Origin of the sequence: Sorangium sp. So ce394, assembly GCF_051474665.1 — a bacterium.
GTDB classification, from domain to species: domain Bacteria; phylum Myxococcota_A; class Polyangia; order Polyangiales; family Polyangiaceae; genus Sorangium; species Sorangium cellulosum_D.
In genome coordinates, this window is sequence record NZ_CP150339.1 from 11,709,382 (window position 1) to 11,728,905 (window position 19,524).

16 protein-coding genes and 1 pseudogene are annotated in these 19,524 nt (G+C 69.6%); 9 read left to right on the plus strand and 8 right to left on the minus strand.

Features of this window, described 5'->3' with window-relative positions:
- Window positions 1-94: 94 nt before the first annotated feature.
- The 4 genes from WMF33_RS43285 to parA form a co-directional block, all read right to left on the minus strand.
- Window positions 95-517, minus strand: coding sequence for a response regulator (locus WMF33_RS43285; protein WP_020740846.1), 423 nt, complete (start codon window positions 515-517; stop codon window positions 95-97).
- A 277-nt stretch (window positions 518-794) separates the two neighbouring features.
- A complete protein-coding gene (locus WMF33_RS43290; RefSeq protein ID WP_437334071.1) occupies window positions 795-3,689 on the minus strand; it encodes a PAS domain S-box protein in 2,895 nt (964 codons plus the stop codon).
- A gap of 574 nt (window positions 3,690-4,263) precedes the next feature.
- The gene (locus WMF33_RS43295; RefSeq protein WP_437334072.1) at window positions 4,264-4,821 is read right to left on the minus strand and encodes a hypothetical protein; all 558 of its coding nucleotides are present in this window, start codon (window positions 4,819-4,821) and stop codon (window positions 4,264-4,266) included.
- A gap of 55 nt (window positions 4,822-4,876) precedes the next feature.
- A complete protein-coding gene (parA, locus tag WMF33_RS43300; protein WP_061624607.1) occupies window positions 4,877-5,560 on the minus strand; it encodes a ParA family partition ATPase in 684 nt (227 codons plus the stop codon).
- A gap of 272 nt (window positions 5,561-5,832) precedes the next feature.
- Here parA and WMF33_RS43305 point away from each other — a divergent pair, with 272 nt between their 5' ends.
- The 5 genes from WMF33_RS43305 (at window position 5,833) to WMF33_RS43325 (ending at window position 10,713) form a co-directional block, all read left to right on the plus strand.
- Entirely contained in the window at window positions 5,833-6,357 is a 525-nt protein-coding gene (locus WMF33_RS43305; RefSeq protein WP_437334073.1) for an alpha-ketoglutarate-dependent dioxygenase AlkB, read from the plus strand.
- A 237-nt stretch (window positions 6,358-6,594) separates the two neighbouring features.
- The gene (locus WMF33_RS43310; protein ID WP_437334074.1) at window positions 6,595-7,068 is read left to right on the plus strand and encodes a hypothetical protein; all 474 of its coding nucleotides are present in this window, start codon (window positions 6,595-6,597) and stop codon (window positions 7,066-7,068) included.
- A gap of 416 nt (window positions 7,069-7,484) precedes the next feature.
- Window positions 7,485-8,609: an LLM class flavin-dependent oxidoreductase gene (locus WMF33_RS43315; protein ID WP_437334075.1), complete on the plus strand. Its 1,125-nt coding sequence runs from the start codon at window positions 7,485-7,487 to the stop codon at window positions 8,607-8,609.
- Between the two features lie 106 nt (window positions 8,610-8,715).
- Window positions 8,716-9,537 (plus strand): HAD family hydrolase, encoded by an 822-nt coding sequence (locus WMF33_RS43320; protein WP_437334076.1) that lies wholly within the window; start codon window positions 8,716-8,718, stop codon window positions 9,535-9,537.
- 390 nt (window positions 9,538-9,927) lie between these two features.
- Entirely contained in the window at window positions 9,928-10,713 is a 786-nt protein-coding gene (locus WMF33_RS43325; protein ID WP_437334077.1) for a DoxX family protein, read from the plus strand.
- Between the two features lie 82 nt (window positions 10,714-10,795).
- Here the strand turns inward: WMF33_RS43325 and WMF33_RS43330 are convergent, their stop codons facing one another.
- Window positions 10,796-11,860, minus strand: coding sequence for a DUF4423 domain-containing protein (locus tag WMF33_RS43330; RefSeq protein ID WP_437334078.1), 1,065 nt, complete (start codon window positions 11,858-11,860; stop codon window positions 10,796-10,798).
- An 18-nt stretch (window positions 11,861-11,878) separates the two neighbouring features.
- Here WMF33_RS43330 and WMF33_RS43335 point away from each other — a divergent pair, with 18 nt between their 5' ends.
- Entirely contained in the window at window positions 11,879-12,505 is a 627-nt protein-coding gene (locus WMF33_RS43335) for a hypothetical protein (RefSeq protein WP_437334079.1), read from the plus strand.
- Window positions 12,506-12,721: 216 nt separating this feature from the next.
- Window positions 12,722-14,527 (plus strand): carbohydrate binding domain-containing protein, encoded by a 1,806-nt coding sequence (locus tag WMF33_RS43340; protein ID WP_437334080.1) that lies wholly within the window; start codon window positions 12,722-12,724, stop codon window positions 14,525-14,527.
- Window positions 14,528-14,645: 118 nt separating this feature from the next.
- On the opposite strand, the gene WMF33_RS43345 is transcribed toward WMF33_RS43340, so the two are convergent.
- Window positions 14,646-15,341: a hypothetical protein gene (locus tag WMF33_RS43345; RefSeq protein ID WP_437334081.1), complete on the minus strand. Its 696-nt coding sequence runs from the start codon at window positions 15,339-15,341 to the stop codon at window positions 14,646-14,648.
- Window positions 15,342-16,398: 1,057 nt separating this feature from the next.
- Between WMF33_RS43345 and WMF33_RS43350 the strand changes: the two genes are divergently transcribed.
- Window positions 16,399-16,986, plus strand: coding sequence for a hypothetical protein (locus tag WMF33_RS43350; RefSeq protein WP_437334082.1), 588 nt, complete (start codon window positions 16,399-16,401; stop codon window positions 16,984-16,986).
- Window positions 16,987-17,183: 197 nt separating this feature from the next.
- Here the strand turns inward: WMF33_RS43350 and WMF33_RS43355 are convergent, their stop codons facing one another.
- Together WMF33_RS43355 and WMF33_RS43360 are read right to left on the minus strand one after the other, a co-directional pair.
- Complete coding sequence (locus WMF33_RS43355) at window positions 17,184-17,408, minus strand: hypothetical protein (protein WP_437339603.1); 225 nt, start codon at window positions 17,406-17,408, stop codon at window positions 17,184-17,186.
- Between the two features lie 64 nt (window positions 17,409-17,472).
- A pseudogene (locus WMF33_RS43360) lies at window positions 17,473-17,628 on the minus strand (DUF6210 family protein); the annotation flags it as partial.
- Between the two features lie 514 nt (window positions 17,629-18,142).
- Between WMF33_RS43360 and WMF33_RS43365 the strand changes: the two are divergent.
- Window positions 18,143-19,399 carry a PAS domain-containing protein gene (locus WMF33_RS43365; protein WP_437334083.1) on the plus strand — a complete coding sequence of 419 codons (1,257 nt, stop codon included), beginning with the start codon at window positions 18,143-18,145 and terminating at the stop codon, window positions 19,397-19,399.
- Window positions 19,400-19,524 lie beyond the last annotated feature (125 nt).

The following is a 19,524-nucleotide window of genomic DNA, read 5'->3' on the forward strand; positions in this document are numbered from 1 at the left end:
GCCGCTCCATCGCGACGCGCGAGCGCGCGTGGCGCCGCGCGTCTCACCGCCTCACCGCCCCTCGCGAAGGGGGGCAGAAAGACGGCGAGTTTCGCTACGGTAGCTCCACGAGTCTCCAGTACTTGTTGAGCGCTGCCATGAGCTCAACGAAGCTGAGGAACGTGACGGGCTTGAGGAGATAACCGGCCACGTTGAGGTTGAAGGCACCCACCTTGTCGCGATCGTCGTTCGACGTGGTCAGCACGACAACCGACGTGGCCACGAGATCCGGATCGGCCCGCAGCTCGCGGAGGAACTCGATGCCGTTCATCTTCGGCATGTTCAGGTCGAGCAGGATCAGCCGGCGCTCCACGGGGATGGAGCCGCTGCGCAGCATCTCCAGCGCCTCGACGCCGTTGCCGGCGACCCAGAGGGGGTTCGAGATGTTGTTGCGCTTGAACGCCCGTCGGACGTTCATCACATCGACCTCGTCGTCCTCGACGAGGAGGATGTTGAGCAGTTTTTCTTCGACGCTCATGGTCTCCTGGATCTCCTTGGCGAGGAGGACGTGAACGTCAACCTCCGCGCGATCGCCGCCGCGGCAATTCCCAGTGCAGCACGGCGACCGCCGCGGAGGTCTCGCGGCCGCCGGTGAGCCCGGACGCACTCCGACCTGGCCCTACCCGCGCAGGCGCTGTCGAGGCGTCTCATCGTTCGAGCTTGGACCACCGGTCCGTCGGGTTCAACTCCAATGACGCGTTCCGAACACCTGCTGAGCCTGCCGCTTTCGCGCTCTGCCGCGCGAGCGCCGCGTTTCAGGAGTCGCTCGGATCGCGCTTCTGCCAGGTGAAGCGGAAGATCGCGCCCTGGCCTGGGGAGGACTCGATCCAGATGCGTCCGCCGCGGCTCTCGACGATCTTCTTCACCACGGACAGCCCGATTCCCGTGCCCTCCACCTTGTCGCGCGCCTCGAGCGTCTGGAAGAGGCCCCAGACGCGCTCGTGAAACTCCGGGGCGATGCCTGGCCCGTTGTCCTCGACGAAGAACTCGTGGAGCAGGCCGGCGTCGCGGTGCCCGATCCGCACGCGCGCGTCGGCGCGCCGCGCGTGCTTGAGCGCGTTGCTGACGAGGTTCATGAACACCTGCTGCAGCGGGATCCGCTCGGTCCGCAGCACCGGCAGCCCCGGCGCGACCTCGACGCTCGCCTCGGACGGCGGCGCGATCAGCTCGACGACGTCCGCGAGGATCTGGCCCACGTCGACCGGCTCCGCCGCGTGCCGCACCCGGCCGGCGCGGCTGTAGTCGAGGATCCCGTCGATGAGCGCCTCCATCCGGCGGACGCGGCCGCGCAGCAGGCTCATGTGCTCGCGCGACTCGCCCTCGAGCGTCCCCGAGAGGTCCTCCTCGATCCACTGCGCCAGGTTCGCGATGCCGCGGAGGGGCGCCTTCAGGTCGTGGCTGGCCACGTACGCGAACTGGTCGAGCTCCTTGTTGCTCCGCTCCAGCGCGGCGATGAGGCGCTCGCGCTCCGCCTCGGCGCGCTTCTGCTCGGTGATGTCGCGGATCTCGATGACCGTGCCCACGGGGACGTCGCCGTCGAGGATCGGGCTCGCGGTGAAGGCCACGTGGTAGAAGGAGCCGTCCTTGCGGACGAAGACGTCCTCTCCCTGCTCCTGGCTCTTGCGCGGCAGCGCCCGGTCGATCGGGCACTCCTCCATGGGATAGCGGCTGCCGTCCGGCCGCGTGTGGTGCACGATCTCGTGCAGGGGGCGATCGAGCGCCCGGATCTCGTCGAACGTGAAGCCGGTGATCTTCTCGGCCGCCGGGTTCATGAAGGTGCAGCGCTGGTGCGCATCCATCATGAACAGGCCGAGCGTCGCGTTCTCGGCGATGGTGCGCACGAGCCGGTGCTGGACCCGGAACGCCTCCTCGGCGCGCCGGATGTCGCTCACGTCGACGTTGCAGCCGACCCACTCGTAAATCGAGCCGTCGTCCGCGATCAGCGGGACGCCGCGCGCGACGGTGTCGGCCCACGAGCCGTCGCGCCGGCGCAGCCGGTACTCCACCTCGTACCGGGTCTTCGACGCGACGGCCCCTCGCCACGCGGCGTTCGCCCGCGCGCGGTCGTCGGGGTGGACGGCGTCGAGCCAGCCGTAGTCGACCCACTCGTCGTAGCGCTGCCCGGTGAAGCCGCGCCAGGACGGGGAGTCCTCCACGACGTGGCCGCGCGGATCGGTCCGCCAGACGACGACCGCGGTCGCCTCGACCATGGAGCGGAAGCGCTTCTCGGCCGCGAGCGCCTCCTCGCGCAGCCGCGCGTTCTCGATGGCCACGCTGGCGAGCTGCGCGAGCTGCACCAGGATCGACTCGTCGTCGCCGGTGAACTCCCCCTCCTCCTTGTCCGAGAGCTGGACGAGCCCGAGGTTCCTGCCGTCGCGGCCGATGAGCGGCGCCGCGAGCCAGCCGCGCATCGGCGGGTGGCGCGCCGCCTCGCCGCTGAAGCCCCGCCACGCCGGGTGCGCCTCGAGCTCGGCCTGCGTCATGCGGCGCGGCTTGTTGGTCTTGCAGACCAGCGTGTAGATCCCGCTCCCGTCGCTCCTCGCGTCGTAGCCGCGGTACGCGGCGTACTTGTCCGAGAGGCTGACGGCGTTGATGGCGTGCGCCCAGTTCTGGTCGTCGGTCATGCTGATGACCGACTGGTGCGCCCCGATGAGCGCGCGCGCCCGCTCGGTGATCTCTGCGAGCATCCGGTCGAGCGACGTCGCCGAGTTGACGGCGAGCGACGCCTCGGCGAGCCCCTTGAGCTGCTCGCTGCGGCGCTGCTCCTCGCGCAGGGCGCGGATCCGCTCCGTCGCGTCGACGCCCACCGCGACGCCGGCCACGATCTGCCCCGAGCCGTCGCGGATGGGCGCGGCGCTGTACTCGATGATGGCGCGGGTGCCGTCGGCGCGCAGCATCTCCACCGGCTCGGCCCGGACGAGCTCGCCGCGCAGGACCGCGCGCGCGAGCGGCCACTCGTGCGGCGCGTAGGGGCGGCCGTCCGCGTGGAAGCCGCGGTAGGCCGCGCTGTACGCCTCGACGTCCTCCGACGCGACGAAGGGGCGGCCCAGCTGCGCGGCGCCCTGGGCGTTGCCCATCACGAGGTGCCCCGAGGGGGCCTCCGCGATGTATACCGCGTGGGGCATCTGCTGGATGACCTGCTCCAGCTTGTGGCGCTCGTGCTCGAGCTGCTCGGCGAGCTGCTCGATGCGGCGCCGCGCGAGCACCTGGTCGGTGACCTCGACCGCGAAGAGCACCACGCTGTGCGCCCCGCCGGCGCCGGCCGGGATGGGCTGCAGCGTCACGTTGAAATAGCCCTCGGCGAGCGCCCCGTCGCCGGCGCCGCGGTCGAGCAGGATGAGGAGCTCGCACGCGGCGGCGGGCTGGCCCGAGCCGTAGGCCCGCTCGAGCAGCTCGGCCACCTGGGAGCCGGCGAGCTCCGGGGCGCACTGGAAGAGGCGCCTGCCCACGGTGGTGCGGTCGCGGAAGAGCCGCTGCGCGAGCCGGTTCGTGAAATCGATCACCCAGTCGGGGCCGCGGAACACCGCGATGGCGGTGGGCGCCTCCATGAACATCGCGTGGACGGAGCGCCCGGCGTCCGACGTGACCTGCGCCTCCTTCTGGTTGAGCCCACGCGCGGTCGTCCCCTCGTCCCGAACATGCTGGGTCATCGCTCGTCCTGGTGGTCAATCGCCGCCGCGGCGAACGGCCCCGTGACGCTGGAGCCACGGCGCGCTCGGCGGCGGGAGCAGTGCGCTTCTCGCGCGGCGTCGCGGCGACTCAGAGCCTGCCCGCTCACCCCATGAATGTCAACGTCCCCCCCGGAAGTCGCGGCGTCGGCCCGGCGGGCGCGGCGCGCTCACGACAGCGCGGTGATAGCGCTCACCGCGTCTGGCGGCGAGCGACCGGCGCGCGCGCGGCAGAGCGCTTGTCCGCGGCCGCGCCGGCGGAGCGGCCTGTGCGACCGCGCCCGCGGCGCGACGCGCGTCATGCCGCCTGGAGGGTGGACGCGGGCTGTGCGCTGGGACTCGGCAGAACCGCGGATGGCCTGTTTGGACCGGAGAGGCTCACTGCCGATTCGAGATAGCGGGCAGACAGGAAGATCCTTGTTTTCCCCCCCCGCGCGCCTGCCAAGGGCCGTCCGGCCACGCCGGAGCGGCGGCGCGCAGGGGTTCGTTCAGGGTCGGCGCAGGGGTTCGTTCGAGCTCGAGCGGGGGAGTCGCGCGGCGGGTCCGGGCGCGCGCGTCAGCTCGCCCTGGGCCGCTGCCGCCACAGGGTCATCAGCACCCGCCCGACCTGGACCATCCGGCCGACGCGCCCAGTCGGGCGGGTGTCCGCCGCGCGGAACGGCTCGGCGCGGTAGCTCGGGCCCGGCGGCGCGGCCTCGTGCGCGGCGGCCGCCCCGCCGCCGGCGGGGGCGGCGGAGACCGGCGCCGGCCCGAGGCGCTTGTCGAGGTGCACCTCGACCGCCTCGCCGACCAGGTTGCTCACGTCGCGGTCGTGCTCGATGCAGTGGAGCAGCAGCCGGTCCGCGAGCGGGTCGGGCAGGTAGACCGTGACCGCGCGCCGCGCGCGGCCGTCGTTGCCGACGAGCACCGGCGGGACGGCCGGCGGCTCCGAGGTGGTGGCGAGCGGTTGCGGCTCGGCGGCCGCGCCGGCCTGCGGCGGCGGCGGGGCGACGGACGACGGCGGCTCGACGCTCGGCGCCGCTTCGGGCGCCCGCGCTTCCGGCGCGCGCTCCTGCTTCGCCTCGGCCGTCTTGTCGTCGTGCGCTCGCCTGTCGGCGGCGGGCCTCGACTTCACCGCGTCGGGGGCCGGCGCGCCGCCCTCGCCGCCCGCGACGAACGCGTCGACCTTTTCAGGCGACGGCGGCTTTCTTAGCGAGACCGCGACTTGCTTTTTCGCCATGATGAAGCTTCTCCAGTTCTTCGAGAAGGTGGGTGATCTCTTTGGCCGCGGCGTCCCGCGGCGCGTAGCCCGTCACCCCTTGCCCGCAGGCGAGGGACTCCTGGTAGGCGATGCGATAGCCGAGCTCCGTGGCGAGCACCGGCAGGCCCGACGTCTCGAGCACCGCGCGCGCCGTTTTGCCGAGGGCCGTGCGGCCCTGCTTGCGCGTGATGAGGATGCAGCCCTTGAGCGCGCTCCGCAGCGCCGCGGCCTCGCGGAACACCTCGATCGCGGCGGTGAGGGCCCAGGCGTCCGCGGCCGTGGGGCCGCAAGGGTAGATGGCGACGTCGGCGACCATCAGCGCCGACCGCGCGATCTCGCCGTGACGCGGGGGGCAATCGATGACCGTGAGGTCGTACGCGGCGGCGACGTCCGGCAGCTGCCCCGGCTTGTGCATCGAGGCGCCCATGGCCATGACGGTCGGGGTCTCGTGCCCCGCCTCGGCGGCCACGTCGCCCCACGTACGGACGGTCCCCTGGGGATCGGCGTCGACGAGGAGCACGCGCCGGCCCTTCGCCAGCGCGGCCACGGCGAGGCTCACGGCCGTGGTGCTCTTGCCGATCCCACCCTTCTGTCCGGTGAGCGCGATGATCATGAGCCCCCCCTAGCAGAATTCTCGCGGCGCCGCCCAATTTCCGGAGGTCCCCGGCCGGCGGGGATGTCGCGAGAAGCGTGGAGCGTAGAGCGTGGACGGAGCGCGCGTCCCTCGCCTGAGCCGAGCGGCCGGCGCGCGCGGAGGCGATCTTCATCGCGGTGTGCCAGCCGCGCGAGCCGTCCTCATCTGCCGTTTCGAGGCTAAGATAAAGCGGAGAGCCGTATGGCGCGCAACCTCCACGGCGTCGGCGGCTGGCTCCATCGCAGCGACTCATGCCGGAAGACCTAGAAGCTCAGTACCTGGTGGGGTTCGTCGCCGATCCGACAGCCCTGTTCGACATGGCGGAGCGGTGCCTCGCGTGGGACGACCGGATGCATTCACGCCGAACCGCCTCGTGCGGGGTGGCGTACAACTACTCGGGCATCTCCTACCCGGACTGCGAGATGCCGCCCTTCGTGCAGGAGCTCGCGGCCCGCATCGCCGGCGTGGCGGGGCACGGGATCAACAACTGCCTCGCCAACTTCTACGCCGACGGGGCGGCGAAGATGGGCTTTCACTCGGATTCCAGCGCCGGCGTCGTCGCCGGAACGACGACCTCGATCGTGTCGCTGGGCGCGCCTCGCGTGCTCACCTTCCGCCGGCGCTCTCGCCGGGAGGAGCGGCACGACATGGCCCTGGCGCCCGGCTCGCTCCTGATCATGCGCGCCAGCGTCCAGGAGGGGTGGCAACATGCGATCCTCGCCGTCGAGGCCGCGGGCCCGCGGATCAGCCTCACCTTCCGGTTGCTCGCTCGATGAGTCGGCGTCGATCGCAGCAGGCGGCCGATGGGACCAGCTGTTCATCCGATCGGCCGCCCCGATCCGAAGCGAGCACAACGACGACACGCACTGTCGCGCCCCAGCTCACTCAATGGCTACGTCATGTTCAGGAGGAGCCTCTGGACCATGAGGGCGAGCCCGGGTATACAGTCTGACGAGCGGCTGGTACTGACGCCGCACCGCCAGCACACCCACAGGTCGCACTACCCTCGAGAGGTGATGTTCGTGGCTCGTCAAATGTCACCGGAGAGGCAACGCGAGTGGCAGGAGCTGAGGGCATTCTTCGACTTTTGGGAGCGCCGCCTGTTCCCCAGCTTCATGCCGCCGGACGATCCACGCCATCCTGCCAACGTGTTGGAGCAAATCGCCGAGGAGCTCGGCCCTTCGAAGGCCCTGCAAGGGTTGAAGCAGGCCATTCATGACATCGTGGAGCAATACGGACATTTGAGCGGCGAGGAAATCCGTCGAGCGGACACCGCCCTCGCAGCGAATGGATTACTTACATTCTCGGAAGTCAGAAGGCGGTACTGGTCGAGGTATCGAGCAGTTTTGAAACGGGGAGCCATCAGGAACGAGACAGAGTTCTACTTGCTGAAGGGCATCGCGGACGACTTGACGAGCGGCCCATCAGATGATGAGCGAGCGCAGATCAGCACGCTACTCTCAGAGTATGAAGCGCATCGGCCATAACAGCTGCTCACACGCGACGCTCTCAAAGCGATGTGCGACTGAGCCACGTCGTTCGCCACGGAGGGCGTAGCGGATGGGGATGCTTGAGCTCCAGGTCGGTGCTCGCGTGGTGTTCGCGCACTACCTGCCCGGGGACGCCGGCCCGAAGCTGGAGTGCCGGGTGGTGCCCTGGCAGCACTGCTTCAGCAGCTGGGTCGCTCCAGTGCTGCTCTCGCAGCACAGCCTCGTAGCCGGGGAGGAGAGGTGCCTTGCTCCCGGCCGGTGCGCCGGGGGCTCCGCCTCCGGGCGCGCCGCTTGCAGTGTGCGGCCCGGCCGCACGGCGGTACGCGCCCGCGCCTACGCCATCCATGAGCGACCATCCACGAAGATCCGAACGAGACATCGTGATGGCATGGAGGCGCGGCTAGGAGACTTCAGTGAGCAGCGACTTTCTCTGGTACCTGCCGACGCACGGCGACGGCCGCGATTTGATCGGCAGCGCACACCACCTCGAGGCCGAAGCGCAGCGACAGCGAGCGCCGGACATCGCTTACTTGACGCAGGTCGCGCTGGCGGCGGAGCGCGCCGGCTTCCTCGCGGCGCTCATCCCCACGGGCTCGCGCTGCGAGGATGCGTGGCTCGTGGCCGCGGCGGTCGCGCAGCACGCACGCCGCCTGAAGCTGCTGGTCGCGTTCCGGCCCGGCCAGATGTACCCGGCCGTGGCCGCGCAGAGCGTCGCCACCATGCAGCGCATCACGGGCGATCGTCTCCTGCTCAACGTCGTGACCGGCGGGAGCGCGAAGGAGCAGCGGGCGTACGGCGACTTCCTCGATCACGACGCGCGCTACGATCGGACCGCCGAGTTCTTGGACGTGGTCGACAAGGCGTTCGGCGGACCCGGCGTGAACCACGAAGGCGCGCACTTCCGCGTCGAGAACGGCGGGCTCTTGGAGCCGCTCGCCGTGCGTCCCACCATCTACTTCGGCGGCGCTTCCGAGGCCGCAGAGCGCGTGGCTGCCAAGCACGCGGACGTCTATCTGCTGTGGGGCGAGACGCCGAGCATGGTGCGCGATCGCATCGCCTCGATGCGCCGCCGCGCGGAGGGCCTCGGCCGCACGCTTCGCTTCGGGCTGCGCGTCCACGTCGTCACGCGCGACACCGAAGAGGACGCCTGGCGCGAGGCAAAGCGGCTGCTCGACGGCATCCCGCCCGGCGCCATCGAAGAGGCGCAGCGCGGGCTCGGTTCGATGGAGTCGGTGGGCCAAGCGCGCATGCTCTCGCTGCACGCGGGCAAGAAGCTCGGCGTACGCGAGCTCGAAGTGTCGCCGAACCTCTGGGCGGGCGTGTCGCTCGTGCGCGGCGGCGCCGGTACGGCGCTCGTCGGGAGCCATCGGCAAGTGGCCGAGCGCATCGCCGAGTACGAGGCGCTCGGCATCGATACCTTCATCCTCTCCGGGTATCCGAACCTCGAAGAGGCGGTGCGCGTGGGCGAGGATCTGTTGCCGCTCGTCTCGTCCCCGCGCCGCGCTCGCGCGCCGCTCGGCATCGTCTCCGCGTCGTGAGCGCGCCGCCGTCACGAACGCTCTCCGGCGACGGATCGTCGTCGACATGGCGTTCCACATCGGCTTCTCGATCTTCCATCTCGTGTCATCCGTCGCCCTGGCCAGAATGGAAGCGCTCCGACTCATCGCCTTCGACCTCGATGGCACGCTGCTCCGGACGGACGGCTCGATTTCGGCGCGTACGCGCAGCGCCCTCGCCATGGCCGAGGCGGCCGGCCTGACGCTCATGCCGGTGACCGCGCGACCGCCCCGGCGCGCGCGCCAGGTCGCGGCACGGACGGGCCTGCGCGGCACGGCCATCTGCAGCAACGGCGGGCTCGTCTACGACCTGGCCACGGACTCCGTGCTGCGGCAGAATCTCCTCTCGGCAGCCGCCGCATCCGCGCTCATCGAGAGCCTACGGGGGGCGATACCCGGCGTCGCCTTCGCGATCGAGGCCGGGGTCCAGTACGGGTGCGAGCACGGGTATGTCATTCCCAGCGAGCATCCGAACGATCGCGACGATCCGCGCATGCGGCGAGGCGACGCGCTCGCGCTCTGCAGGGAGGGGGTCACCAAGCTGATCGTCCAGCACGCCGGCTGGCCGCTCGAAGCGCTGCTGCGAATCACGCGCGCCCACGCGGGGGCGCTCGCGAGCGTCACCCACTCGGGCTCGGCCTTCGTCGAGGTCGCCGCGGCCGGCGTCACCAAGGCGCTCGCGCTGGAGAAGTACTGCGCCGAGCACGGCATCGCGGCAGGGCAGGTCATCGCATTCGGCGACATGCCCAACGACCTGCCGATGCTCGGCTGGGCAGGACATGGCGTCGCCGTGGCTAACGCCCATCCCGAGGTGCTCGCCGCCGCCGACGAGATCACGAGCTCCAACGATGACGACGGCGTCGCCGCGGTGCTCGAGCGACTCGCGCGCGCCGGGTTCACGGCGAGCTGAAATCGAGCGCGCGACCGCGCGCACCGCGAGGATCTTCGCAATCAAGCGACACCGTGGTAGCACGCCGCCAAGGAGCACCGGCTTGAGCGACGTCTCCAAGGTCATCGCGGGAGGACTCGAGCGCCGCCCCTGGCTCGGCGTCGCGCTCGGGCTGATCGCCGGCGTCCCGCCCTCTGCGCTGGCGTTCCGGATGTGGCAAGGACTGGCGTCGTTCGATGGGCATCTTCCTCGACGAAGTGGAGCGCGTCGATGTGCTCGAGCCGCCTCCGGAACATCACGACTGACGGAGGAGAGCCCGTAAACCTCTCGCTCATCGAATCCCGATGCCGGCCTGGATGGGAGCGTACCTGCTCTTCCCTTGATCGCTTCATTTGCTATCATCGGGGCCACATGACTGCCCGCTCCAAAAAAATCCTCGGCTGGACGCCCACCGTCCTGCTGGCCGTTTTCATGATCCTCGCCTCCGGTTTGGCGAAATTCTTCATCCAGGATGGCACCCCCACCGCCGACTTCACGAAAGCGCTCGGCGTCTGGGACCATCGCTACCTGATCGGCGCGCTCGAGATCATCGCCGCCGTTCTCCTTCTTGTTCCCCGCACCGCCACGCTCGGCTTCGTGATGATGGTCGGCGTGCTCGGCGGCGCGACGGCCACCGGCCTCACGCATGACGTCGAAGGCAACTGGCCGTGGTTCCCGTTCATCCTCATCTTCGTGATGACGGTCGGCGCGTACTTCCGCACGCCGGAGCTCCTTGCCCGCGCGCGGAATCCGAGCTCCGTCCCGAACCCGGGCAAGGCCGGGAAGATCGTCGCGTGGATCTTGACCGGCCTCCTGTCCCTCGCCACGTTCGCGAGCGGCATCCTCCAGCTCATGCCCCCCTCGAATGCGGAAGGCGCGGCGTTCATCGAACGGCTGGGCATCGCGGGCATCACCGTGCCGCTCGGCGTCACGAAGATCTGCCTCGCGATCCTCTTCCTCATCCCGCGCTCTTCCGCGATCGGCCTCGTGCTCATGGTCGGCTACTACTCGGGCGCTCTGGCCACGAACATGACCCACGGCTTTACGCTTCCGGAGTACCTGCCGCTGATCATCTTGCTCGTTTTGCTCGCGATCACCGGCTGGATCCGCAACCCCGAGCTTCGGAAGCGCCTGCTCGGACGCCCCGTGTCCGACTGAACGCCTCGGGCTGGTCGAATGACGTGCCGATCGAAGAACCACCGGCAATTCTGGGGCGGAAGGACACGCCCCGGTTCGTGCCTCACGCGCCCAGCTCGAAGAGCTGCATCGCCACCAGCGCGACGCAATCGGGCTCGAGCGAATCCGACACGATCTGTCGAAGCTCGTGGAAATACCGCACGTGCAAGGCCCGCAGCCGCTCGAGGTCGCGGCGCGCGACGCTGACGAGGTTGTAGGAATACAGCCCCGGATCGCCGCGACGCTGCCGGTTCGCGGCGACGTCGAGCCAGTGCGATTTCAGTCGTTGTCGCGGTTCGGCGGCGCCGCGGGTCATGTCGACCGTCTCGGCCGTGGTGGCGTACCGCCCTTCGCGCAACCGGATCAGGCCCGCCCGCGACAGGGCTTCGCGGCACGCACGCACCTCGTCGTCCGGGAGCCCGAGGCGAGCGGCGACCCAGGCGTCGTCATGGCGGGGGAGGGCCGCGTAGCTCGCGAGCTCGAGGACGCGCAGGACGGCGTGAGACCAGGGTAGCTCCGTCGCGATGCGGCGGCGCTCCTCGAGCACGCGGAAGTCGCGCGCCACCGAGGGCAACTGCCCCGGATGCACGAAGAGGGCGAGGAAGTCGAGGAGCCGCTCGGTGGTCGCGTCGACGAGGGCCAGCGCATCGGGGAGCCGGGGCTGGGACGCGCCCGCGATGAAGCGCGACACCTGGGACGCGCTGCGCCCGATACGGGCGCCGATCTCCGCGTTGCTCAGCCCTCCCTTGATGACCTGAAAGAAGGTGGCCGTGAGGGCCGGGTCGGAGACGGCGACGTCGGCGCCGAAGGCCGACTCCTGGCGCACGAAGCCCGAGAGCTCGCGATGGACGTCAACGCCGTTGTAAGCCGCGACGCGCAGCAGGGTGGGGAGCGTGGGAAAGCGCCGCCCGGACTCCCAGCCGAAGGCGACGTTCGTGCCGTACCCGAGCCGGACGCTCAGCTGCCGCTGCGAGCGCCGGCCGCGGAGCGCCCGGCAGAAATCCTTTGCGATCTCATCGTATTGCGGCCATTTGTATCGCATATATGCATCGATGGTAGCATATCGGAGCGATAGAATAATGCGTGGCTGCGCTACGCGGCGCTTGCGCTTGCTCGTGCGCTGCGGCAAATGGGGGCGGAGGCTTGGATGAACGTACGACTCGCTTGCTGGCTCTTGGCGGGGCTGCTCATGGGGTGCTCGCACGCCGGGGGACAGACGGGGGAGGTCGGCTCCGATCCCTGTAACTCCCTGCCGGTGACGGCTGGTCGGGCCGTGGAGCATGGCCTCACCGACCCGACGCCCCTCGGTGTGAGCGGCCAGGAGGCCCTCGACGCGACAGGCCGGGCCGGGAGCTTCGACGTGGCATGGGCCAACGGGATGAGGAGCGCCGTGAGCTGGTCGCTCGTCGCCGACACCGAGAGCTCACCGGCCGTGGGGTACATCGACCGCAGCGGCGAGTGTGCCGACGGGTATCTGCAGATCCTCGTGATCGAGCGTTTATCGAGCGCCGACGGCATCCTCCACCACGAGCAGCGCGGGGCGCTCTATCGGGGCGACGACGGAGCCGCGCACCTTCGCCTGTCGTTCGTCTTCGACGAGAACCCGTTCCCGGACGTATACGCCGGCGGTGGCTCGGGAGACGGCTGCACGGGGTGCGGCGGCGCCTTCGACCTCTCCGTCGAATCGCGCTGGGAGGCGGGCGAGTCGACCCCTCGAGGCCGTGTGTACCTGCTCGAGAACGGGGCGCTGCTCGGCGAAGTCGGCGCCTTTTAAGCCCGATCCGCGACGCGCGCGTCCGTCTTTCACCCACGGGAGCGGCCCGCGGAGCGCGCGGTCGACGCGAGCGGCTTCTTCCCGCGTCGGTGCGACGCGGCGATTCACGGATGTAGTGACGGAGAGGATCGACGCAGCTTGGGCTCGCGACGCACGCTTCCCGTGCGCGCGAGCCTGAGCCGGCGCTTTCCTCGTTTCAAAGAAGAAGGTTGATTCATGAGTTTGGTTTCCAGGAAGATCAAGGTCCGAAGTCTCGCCGGGGTGCTCGCTGGTTGTGTCGGTCTGGTCGCCGCTCAAGCGTCGGCCGGCGTGGTCGTGGGTAAGCCCACGCCGCACGGCAACACCGATTATCCCGAGGCCGGGACGACCCTGGCGCGGGCAGGGACCTACACGCTGGTGGGCGCGCTCCAGGAGCACGTGAAGATCAGCGGGGAGCCAGAGCCCACGTTCCCCAGCACGATGCAGGGGGCCGTCTACTTGATGAACGGGACGAGCGCCACGCCCGAGCGCGTTTACCAGTTCCCGGGGGTCGCCCAGTTCAGCCTCCAGGCCGGGAGCCAGCTCGCCATCTCGAGCCGCTTCCTCGCGTTCGCGACGCGAGGCCCGAGCCCTTCCACCTCGCCGCACGCGAACTCCGTGTTCATCGCCCGGAAGACCAACGGCTCATGGGCGGAGTGCCCCCTGGTCGGCGGTCAGCGAAACTGCAACGGCGCGGTGCGCGAGAACGGCCAGAACATCAGCCACGCGCTCACCCGCATCCCGCTCAGCTACCCCGCGCTCAGCAGCTTCAAGGACATCGCGCTCGCCCTGTCCGACGATTACCTCGTGATCGGCTACAAGCGACACAGCGTGCTCGAGATCTACCGCTACAACTCCTCGAACGACACGTGGGTCCTCGAGCACTTCCTCAACGAGCCGGACGAGCGCTTCACCGGCGCCGCGGTCGCGATCGACGGCGACCTCGTCGCGGTCGGATCGCCGTGGTCCGACGGCGGCGAGGCCGGGGCCGAGCTCGGCTCGGTCCGCATCTTCCGCAGGAATGCCAGCGACGTCACCTGGAACGCCGTGGCCCTCGCGAGCGGCTATTTCTCGAGCGGCGCCTTCGGGCGGAGCCTCGCCATGGCCTCCGGGAACTTGGCTGTCACGTCCGGCGCGACGTACCTCGTCAACGACGTCATGCCGCAGCAGCACCTCTCGTTTTACCGGGTGGCGGCCGACGGCACGATCACGGCGAGCCAATCGCTGGCGACGGATTACCCTCACGTGCACCTGGCGCTTCACGGCGACACGCTGGCCAGCACGGTCAGCGGTGGAGACGAGGGCCTCTCGCTCTACAAGCGCGACGCCACGTCGGGCCAGTGGGCCTACGAGACCGGCCTGATCCGCGACTTCTACAAGAGCGTCAACAGCTCCAACTCCGGGTACGGCGGCATCGATCCCATCGGCCTCGTCGGCGATGACCTGTCGCTCGGCTGGCGCGCCTTTTCGGGCCTCCTGGGCGGCGTGGTCCACGAGAAGGTCAGCCTGATCGACGCTTGCCGCGATCCTCTCAACCTCGTGACCAACTGCTCTTTCGACAATGTGACAAACACCTCGCTCGCGGGGAGCCAGAGCAGCAGCGGCTGGCAGCTCCTCAACTGGAACGGCGCCTCGGCATGGGCGGACTTCACCGGCCGCCAGATGCGCATCAACGTGCAGCAGCCCGGCTCCGACATGTGGCACATCCAGGCTCGCACCACGGTCAACCTGTCGCAGGCGGGGCGCTACCTGCTGACGTTCCGCGCCAAGGCGGACGACGTGCGCACGTTCGTGGTGAACCTGGGACGCAACGGCAACAGCGATAACAACTGGGCGAGCTACGGTCGCGTGACCGCGGCGGCGGGCCCCGCGTGGGTCGTCTACGCGTTCGAGCTCCCGAACGTCCCGCAGGATTCCGCGGCGCTCCTCGACATCAACGTCGGCAACGCAGGGACCGCGGCCGTCACCGTGGACAGCGTGAAGCTCGTTCGTCTGGCGCAATAAACACGTCGCGCGAGCCGCAGACGAGGGGCCAGCGAACGCTGGCCCCTCGCATCGTGCACGAGGAGCGCGCGGGCGCGCGGGCGCCAAAAGGCGCTCCTCGCGATGGGCTGAAGCGGAGCTACGCGGCCTTGGCCGGCTTCGGGTTCAGCGCGAGGAAGCGGCGCTGGTAGGCGTAGGAGCGAAAGCGGATCTGCAGCGGCGGATCGTTGCCGCTCTGGATCTCGACCTTCGCGCCGTCGTCGTGCTCGGCGCAGTGCGGGATGCGCATCGTGTACGTCGTGCCGCCGCCGGTGCGCACCGCGATGCCCCCGAGCGCGAGCCCGGCCGCGGCGACGGCCACGTTGGTCCCGGTCTGGCCGTCGTGCGTCTTCGCCTCGACGCCGCGAGTCGCCGGCCTCGCGCACAGGCAGCAGCCTTCCGGCCAGCTGATCGTCTGGCCCGTCACCGGCGCCGAAAAGACCGGCGTCGGGTGGACGTAGTCGTCGGCGAGCACGGTGAGGACGCGCTTGTCGACGAGGTATGCGGCCTGGCACTTGTCGCAGAACGCCGGCTCGTCGGTGTGGTTGAGCTCGATCTCCGCGAGCGCCGCCTGGCAGCGCGGGCACGTCGCGGTGCCGGCCAGGTCCTTGGCGGCGAGGAGCGACCCGAGCGCGAACACCGCGAGCCCGATGCCGCCGACGAGGCAGAGCGCCCACAGGAAACCGGAGCGGCCGATCATCGCGCGGAAACAGAGGAACGAGAGGCCGGCGAGCACCACCGTAATGACGGCGTACTTGATGGTGGAGCCCGTGTTGCGGGTCACGGTGGACGTCATGAGCGCGACCTTAGCGCCGATCGACCCTCGAGCGCGCGCCGAACGCCGTCGCGGAGAGGGGGTAGCAAGGTAGGAGGGTAGCGCGTCCAGACGCCTTCCGGCGCTCCGATACCATCCTGCCCCACATGCCCGTTGACGTCATACCCGGAGCGCGGCGCCGCCTCGATGCGCCGGAAACATAAATTATTTCAATAAGTTGGCGTGAACGTGCCCCGGAGCGGCGGACGAACCGTTCGCGGGCGCCGAAGACGTCCCGCGGTCGTGCGGTCTCGCGGCAGCGCTCAGGGCGCCGAGCCCTGACACCCCGAGCTGAACCCGATGAGCAAGCAACAAGCGACAAACACCCGTCCGCTGCTGTGTCGCGCAAACGTCATAGGCTACCTCCGCAAGACAAGTACGACCCACGAACCTGAACGTCTCCAAGGCGCGCCCGCCCCACGCCCTCCGCGGCGCGGCGTACGATGCCAATGAAACGAATCTGCGTTCATTCGAGCAGGAAATTAGCGCCGCGTCACCAGGGGCTCGGCGGCGCGTTCTTGCTCGGCGCATCGCGTCGCGGAGCCGGTCACGACGGCCGACGGTCCTCCCCTGCCGGAGACGATCGCGCGATTTTTCACCGCGGCGCGGCGATCCCCTCACACGTCGTGCACGTCACGCGTGAGGTCGAGCAGAGAGCGGACGAGCGGGTCGGCCTCGTCCGCCGGCCGTCCTACGAGTCGCCCGACGATGGCGATAGGGCCGCAAGGGGTCTCGCCCATGGCGATGGCTGGGTGGTTACTCTGAACCGGGCATGGTGCCTCGCCCTTGACATCCTCAAAGCACTTTGTTCTCATTTTTCAGGTTTACGGAGATGACGATGCCAATGCTTAGAATCGATTCGATGCGGTCCATGTCTCGCCCTTCGGCCGTGGTGTCGAGCTGCTCACGGGCCTTGTTCGCGCTACATGCTGGATTTGCGATCGCAATTTCCGCATGCGGCGCAGAACATCCGTGTCCTTCGGAGGAGCAATTACGATACGCAGTCCGGGCGGACCTCAGCTGCCCTTCGGTTCAAGAAGTGGAGGAGGCCGCCACGCCGCACTACGAATACGACATTTCGGTCACGTTCAACGAGAGGAACGCTGGCTTCGGGGAGATCGCCGACCAACCGTGGACGGTTTGCTGGTACCGAGTCGAGGGCTCTCCTCTCGAGTACCACTGCGCTGACGACGCGAGCATCGTGGAGGACGGCAGTCTGCAGTCCAGAACGCTGCGCCTCGCCTTGGTTCAAGAGACCGGGCGCGACGACCTCTGGGCGGAATCCAAGCGCTTTTCGGACGAAAGAACTGGTTATCCGATCGCATGCGACGCCGAGGGGTTGCTTTACGGCCATACCATCGTCCACGAGGTGACGACGCTGGATGCCGCCCTGGCCACGATGCCCGCCGATTGTCCCGCCATGTTGACCGAAGAACAGCTGAGCGACGCGCTCGTGGATGATCCTTCCGCGGAGGATGGGAAGCGCGAATGGAACGAGGCCGGCGAGAGGCTTTCTGGGCTGGTGGGACGCGATTTCTACCCGGCGCGCGTGCACTGCGTTTACGATGTGATCGAGGCGCGCGTCTGCAGGACTTCTGAGCTTGGTTCGGGATTCGGACCCAAGTGACGAGGTGGAGCGCTCCGGGCCTCCAAGCCGATGTCAGGAGGCTGCGCTCGCGGCTCCGCACCGCATCGCCGAGGAGCAGGCGCGCCGTCCCCGCACCGGCCGGTCGAGGCGCGCGGTCCCCCCATCTCGCTCCCCCATCGCCCCGCGGGGACCGACGCCCAGCATCGGCGCGACGAGCGCCGGGTGTCTCCCGGTCATCAGCGATCGAGCCAGGCGCGGACAGGAGCGATGACACGCTCCCTGAAAGCATCTCGGTCCAGCGCGTTTTCGAGAGCGACGTTGAGGTACCGGTAGGTACACGGCTTCCCGCCGGTGTCGAGCTCGTGATCTCCGCCGTCGTAGATGGAGTCGTCCTGCGCGCTCAAGGACGACCAGAGCTGGGTCCACGACAGGTTCGCGATGCTGCGCGCTCGGAGCGGCATTCCGATTTTTAACAGCCGGTACGGCAGCCCATTGTGGCGTTGCGTCTGTACAGGATACGCGCGTTAGGACCTTGCGCTTGGCGTCGAACGGGACGAAGACCCCCTCCATCTCCGGCTGCGCGCAGCAAACACCACAGGTCTGGTTCGTATAGAGCACTCCGCTCGGGTGCTGGAGGATGACCCCCAGCCCTGCGTCGTAAAGTCGGATGCGCGCCGTCATGATCCCCGTCTCCACGAGCAGCCCGGACCACCGCCGGAAGCGCCTGCATCGCAGGGCGGAAGTGTCGGCAGGCTACCACGGGGAGCCGCGATCCGCAGACGCCCCCAGGGGAACCGCCGCGGCGCAGCGACCCGACCCAGGCTGCGGCGCCGCCCGCAAGTCGCGGCTCCTCCCCCGCCCTCGCCTCTCCTCCCCCGGCAGAACCCGCGCCGGACAGCCCGCTTCCTCGCAGGCACCCCCACCGCGCCGGGGTCCTCTCGCCAAGCCTAGCCCGCCCAACACCTCCGCGAGCGTAAGGGAGCTCTCCGCACGACGGTGAACAGCACACCGGATCCCACCGGCCCGGCGACGCCGCGATCGAATCTCACCTCACACGCTCGGCTCACCCCTCTCGTCCCTCGCCGGCCGCTCGTCGGTCGCCCTCGACACCGACCGCCGGCCCACGTTAGCTTGAGGACCAACGATGACGAGCACACCGATCGCTCCCCCATCCCCAGGGCTCCCCGCGAGCACCATGAGGGCAATCCGCAGCGCGCCTTTCGCGGTGATCGAGTGCGCGGGGGACCTCGGCGATCTCGAGATCGCCGCGTGGAACGGCGAGGCGGAGCGCATCTTTGGAATTACCGCTGACGAAGCGGTGGGCCGCCGCCTCACGGACACGATCGTGACCGGACCGGACGCAGAGGCCTTCCGGCGCTCGCTCGCGCAGCCGGGCGCCCCGATCCGCTGCGCCCACACCCGCAAGGACGGGCGCGCCGTCGTGTGCGAGTGGCGACTCGCGCCCGTGCTCGACGACGGCGGCGCGCCGATTCGGCTGCTCTGCTTCGGGCTGGATGTCACGGAGCAGGAGAAGGCCCTCGAGCGGCTGAGGGAGAGCGACGTCATCCTCCGGGCCATCCTCGACAACGTGGACACGGCCGTGACCCGGATGGATCGAGACGGATTCTGCACCTTCCACGAGGGCAAGAACCTCAAGGCCCTCGGCCTGACGCCAGGCCAGTTCGTCGGAATGAACGTGTTCGACGAGCCTCCCGCGCCGATGGACATGGAGCCGATGCGAAGAGCGGTCCGGGGCGAGCTCGTCCGCACCCGCGTCGAGGCGTTCGGGATGGCCTGGGAGACGTGCGTCATCCCGCTCCGCGACGCCCGCGGGGAGCCCGACGGCGCCGTCAGCTTCACGGTCGACGCCACGGAGGCGAAGCTCAGGGAAGACGAGCTGAAATCGAGGCTCGAGCTGATCGAGCGCCAGCAGCAGGTGATCCGCGACCTGTCGACGCCCATCATCGAGGTCTGGGACAGCGTGCTGACCCTCCCGATGGTCGGCGTCGTCGACAGCAAGAGGGCCGCCGACGTGATGGACGACCTGCTGGCCGCCATCGTGGACAAGCAGGCCCGCTTCGCGATCCTCGACCTCACCGGCGTCGAGCTCGTCGACACGAAGACGGCGAGCTACCTCATCGAGCTCGTCCGCGCCATCCGGCTCCTCGGCGCCGAAGGGGTCATCACGGGCATCCGGTCCAACGTGGCGCAGACCATGGTCTCCCTCGGGCTCGACCTGTCGGGCATCGCGACCGTGGGAAACCTCCGCGCGGGCCTCAAGCTCTGCATGCAACGCCTGGCGGCGAGCGCCGCCGCGGCGCGCGGCGCGGCGTCGCCCGGCGCGCCGGCGCGCGGCACGGCGTCGCCCGGCGCGGCGCCGCCCGGCGCGACTTCGCCCCGCGCGCCCGCACGAGGCGCCCCGCCGAGGCTCCCGGGAGGCGGCTCGGGCTGAGCCGGCGGCGATGGAGCCGGCCTCGCGCGTCGGCCGGATCGCCGCGCTGCCCGAAGTTCGCGTTTGCTTCGGCAATCCCAGCCCCGTAAGGAACGGCGGACAGGCGCCCCGCGCGGCGCCGGGAG

What these genes read in the sequence shown, in the direction of transcription:
- WMF33_RS43285 (WP_020740846.1), bottom strand. Translation starts at nt 517, where the DNA reads ATGAGCGTCGAAGAAAAACTGCTCAACATCCTCCTCGTCGAGGACGAC.
- WMF33_RS43290 (WP_437334071.1), bottom strand. Translation starts at nt 3,689, where the DNA reads ATGACCCAGCATGTTCGGGACGAGGGGACGACCGCGCGTGGGCTCAAC.
- parA (WP_061624607.1), bottom strand. Translation starts at nt 5,560, where the DNA reads ATGATCATCGCGCTCACCGGACAGAAGGGTGGGATCGGCAAGAGCACC.
- WMF33_RS43305 (WP_437334073.1), top strand. Translation starts at nt 5,833, where the DNA reads ATGCCGGAAGACCTAGAAGCTCAGTACCTGGTGGGGTTCGTCGCCGAT.
- WMF33_RS43320 (WP_437334076.1), top strand. Translation starts at nt 8,716, where the DNA reads ATGGAAGCGCTCCGACTCATCGCCTTCGACCTCGATGGCACGCTGCTC.
- WMF33_RS43325 (WP_437334077.1), top strand. Translation starts at nt 9,928, where the DNA reads ATGACTGCCCGCTCCAAAAAAATCCTCGGCTGGACGCCCACCGTCCTG.
- WMF33_RS43335 (WP_437334079.1), top strand. Translation starts at nt 11,879, where the DNA reads ATGAACGTACGACTCGCTTGCTGGCTCTTGGCGGGGCTGCTCATGGGG.
- WMF33_RS43340 (WP_437334080.1), top strand. Translation starts at nt 12,722, where the DNA reads ATGAGTTTGGTTTCCAGGAAGATCAAGGTCCGAAGTCTCGCCGGGGTG.
- WMF33_RS43345 (WP_437334081.1), bottom strand. Translation starts at nt 15,341, where the DNA reads ATGACGTCCACCGTGACCCGCAACACGGGCTCCACCATCAAGTACGCC.
- WMF33_RS43355 (WP_437339603.1), bottom strand. Translation starts at nt 17,408, where the DNA reads ATGCCGCTCCGAGCGCGCAGCATCGCGAACCTGTCGTGGACCCAGCTC.
- WMF33_RS43365 (WP_437334083.1), top strand. Translation starts at nt 18,143, where the DNA reads ATGAGGGCAATCCGCAGCGCGCCTTTCGCGGTGATCGAGTGCGCGGGG.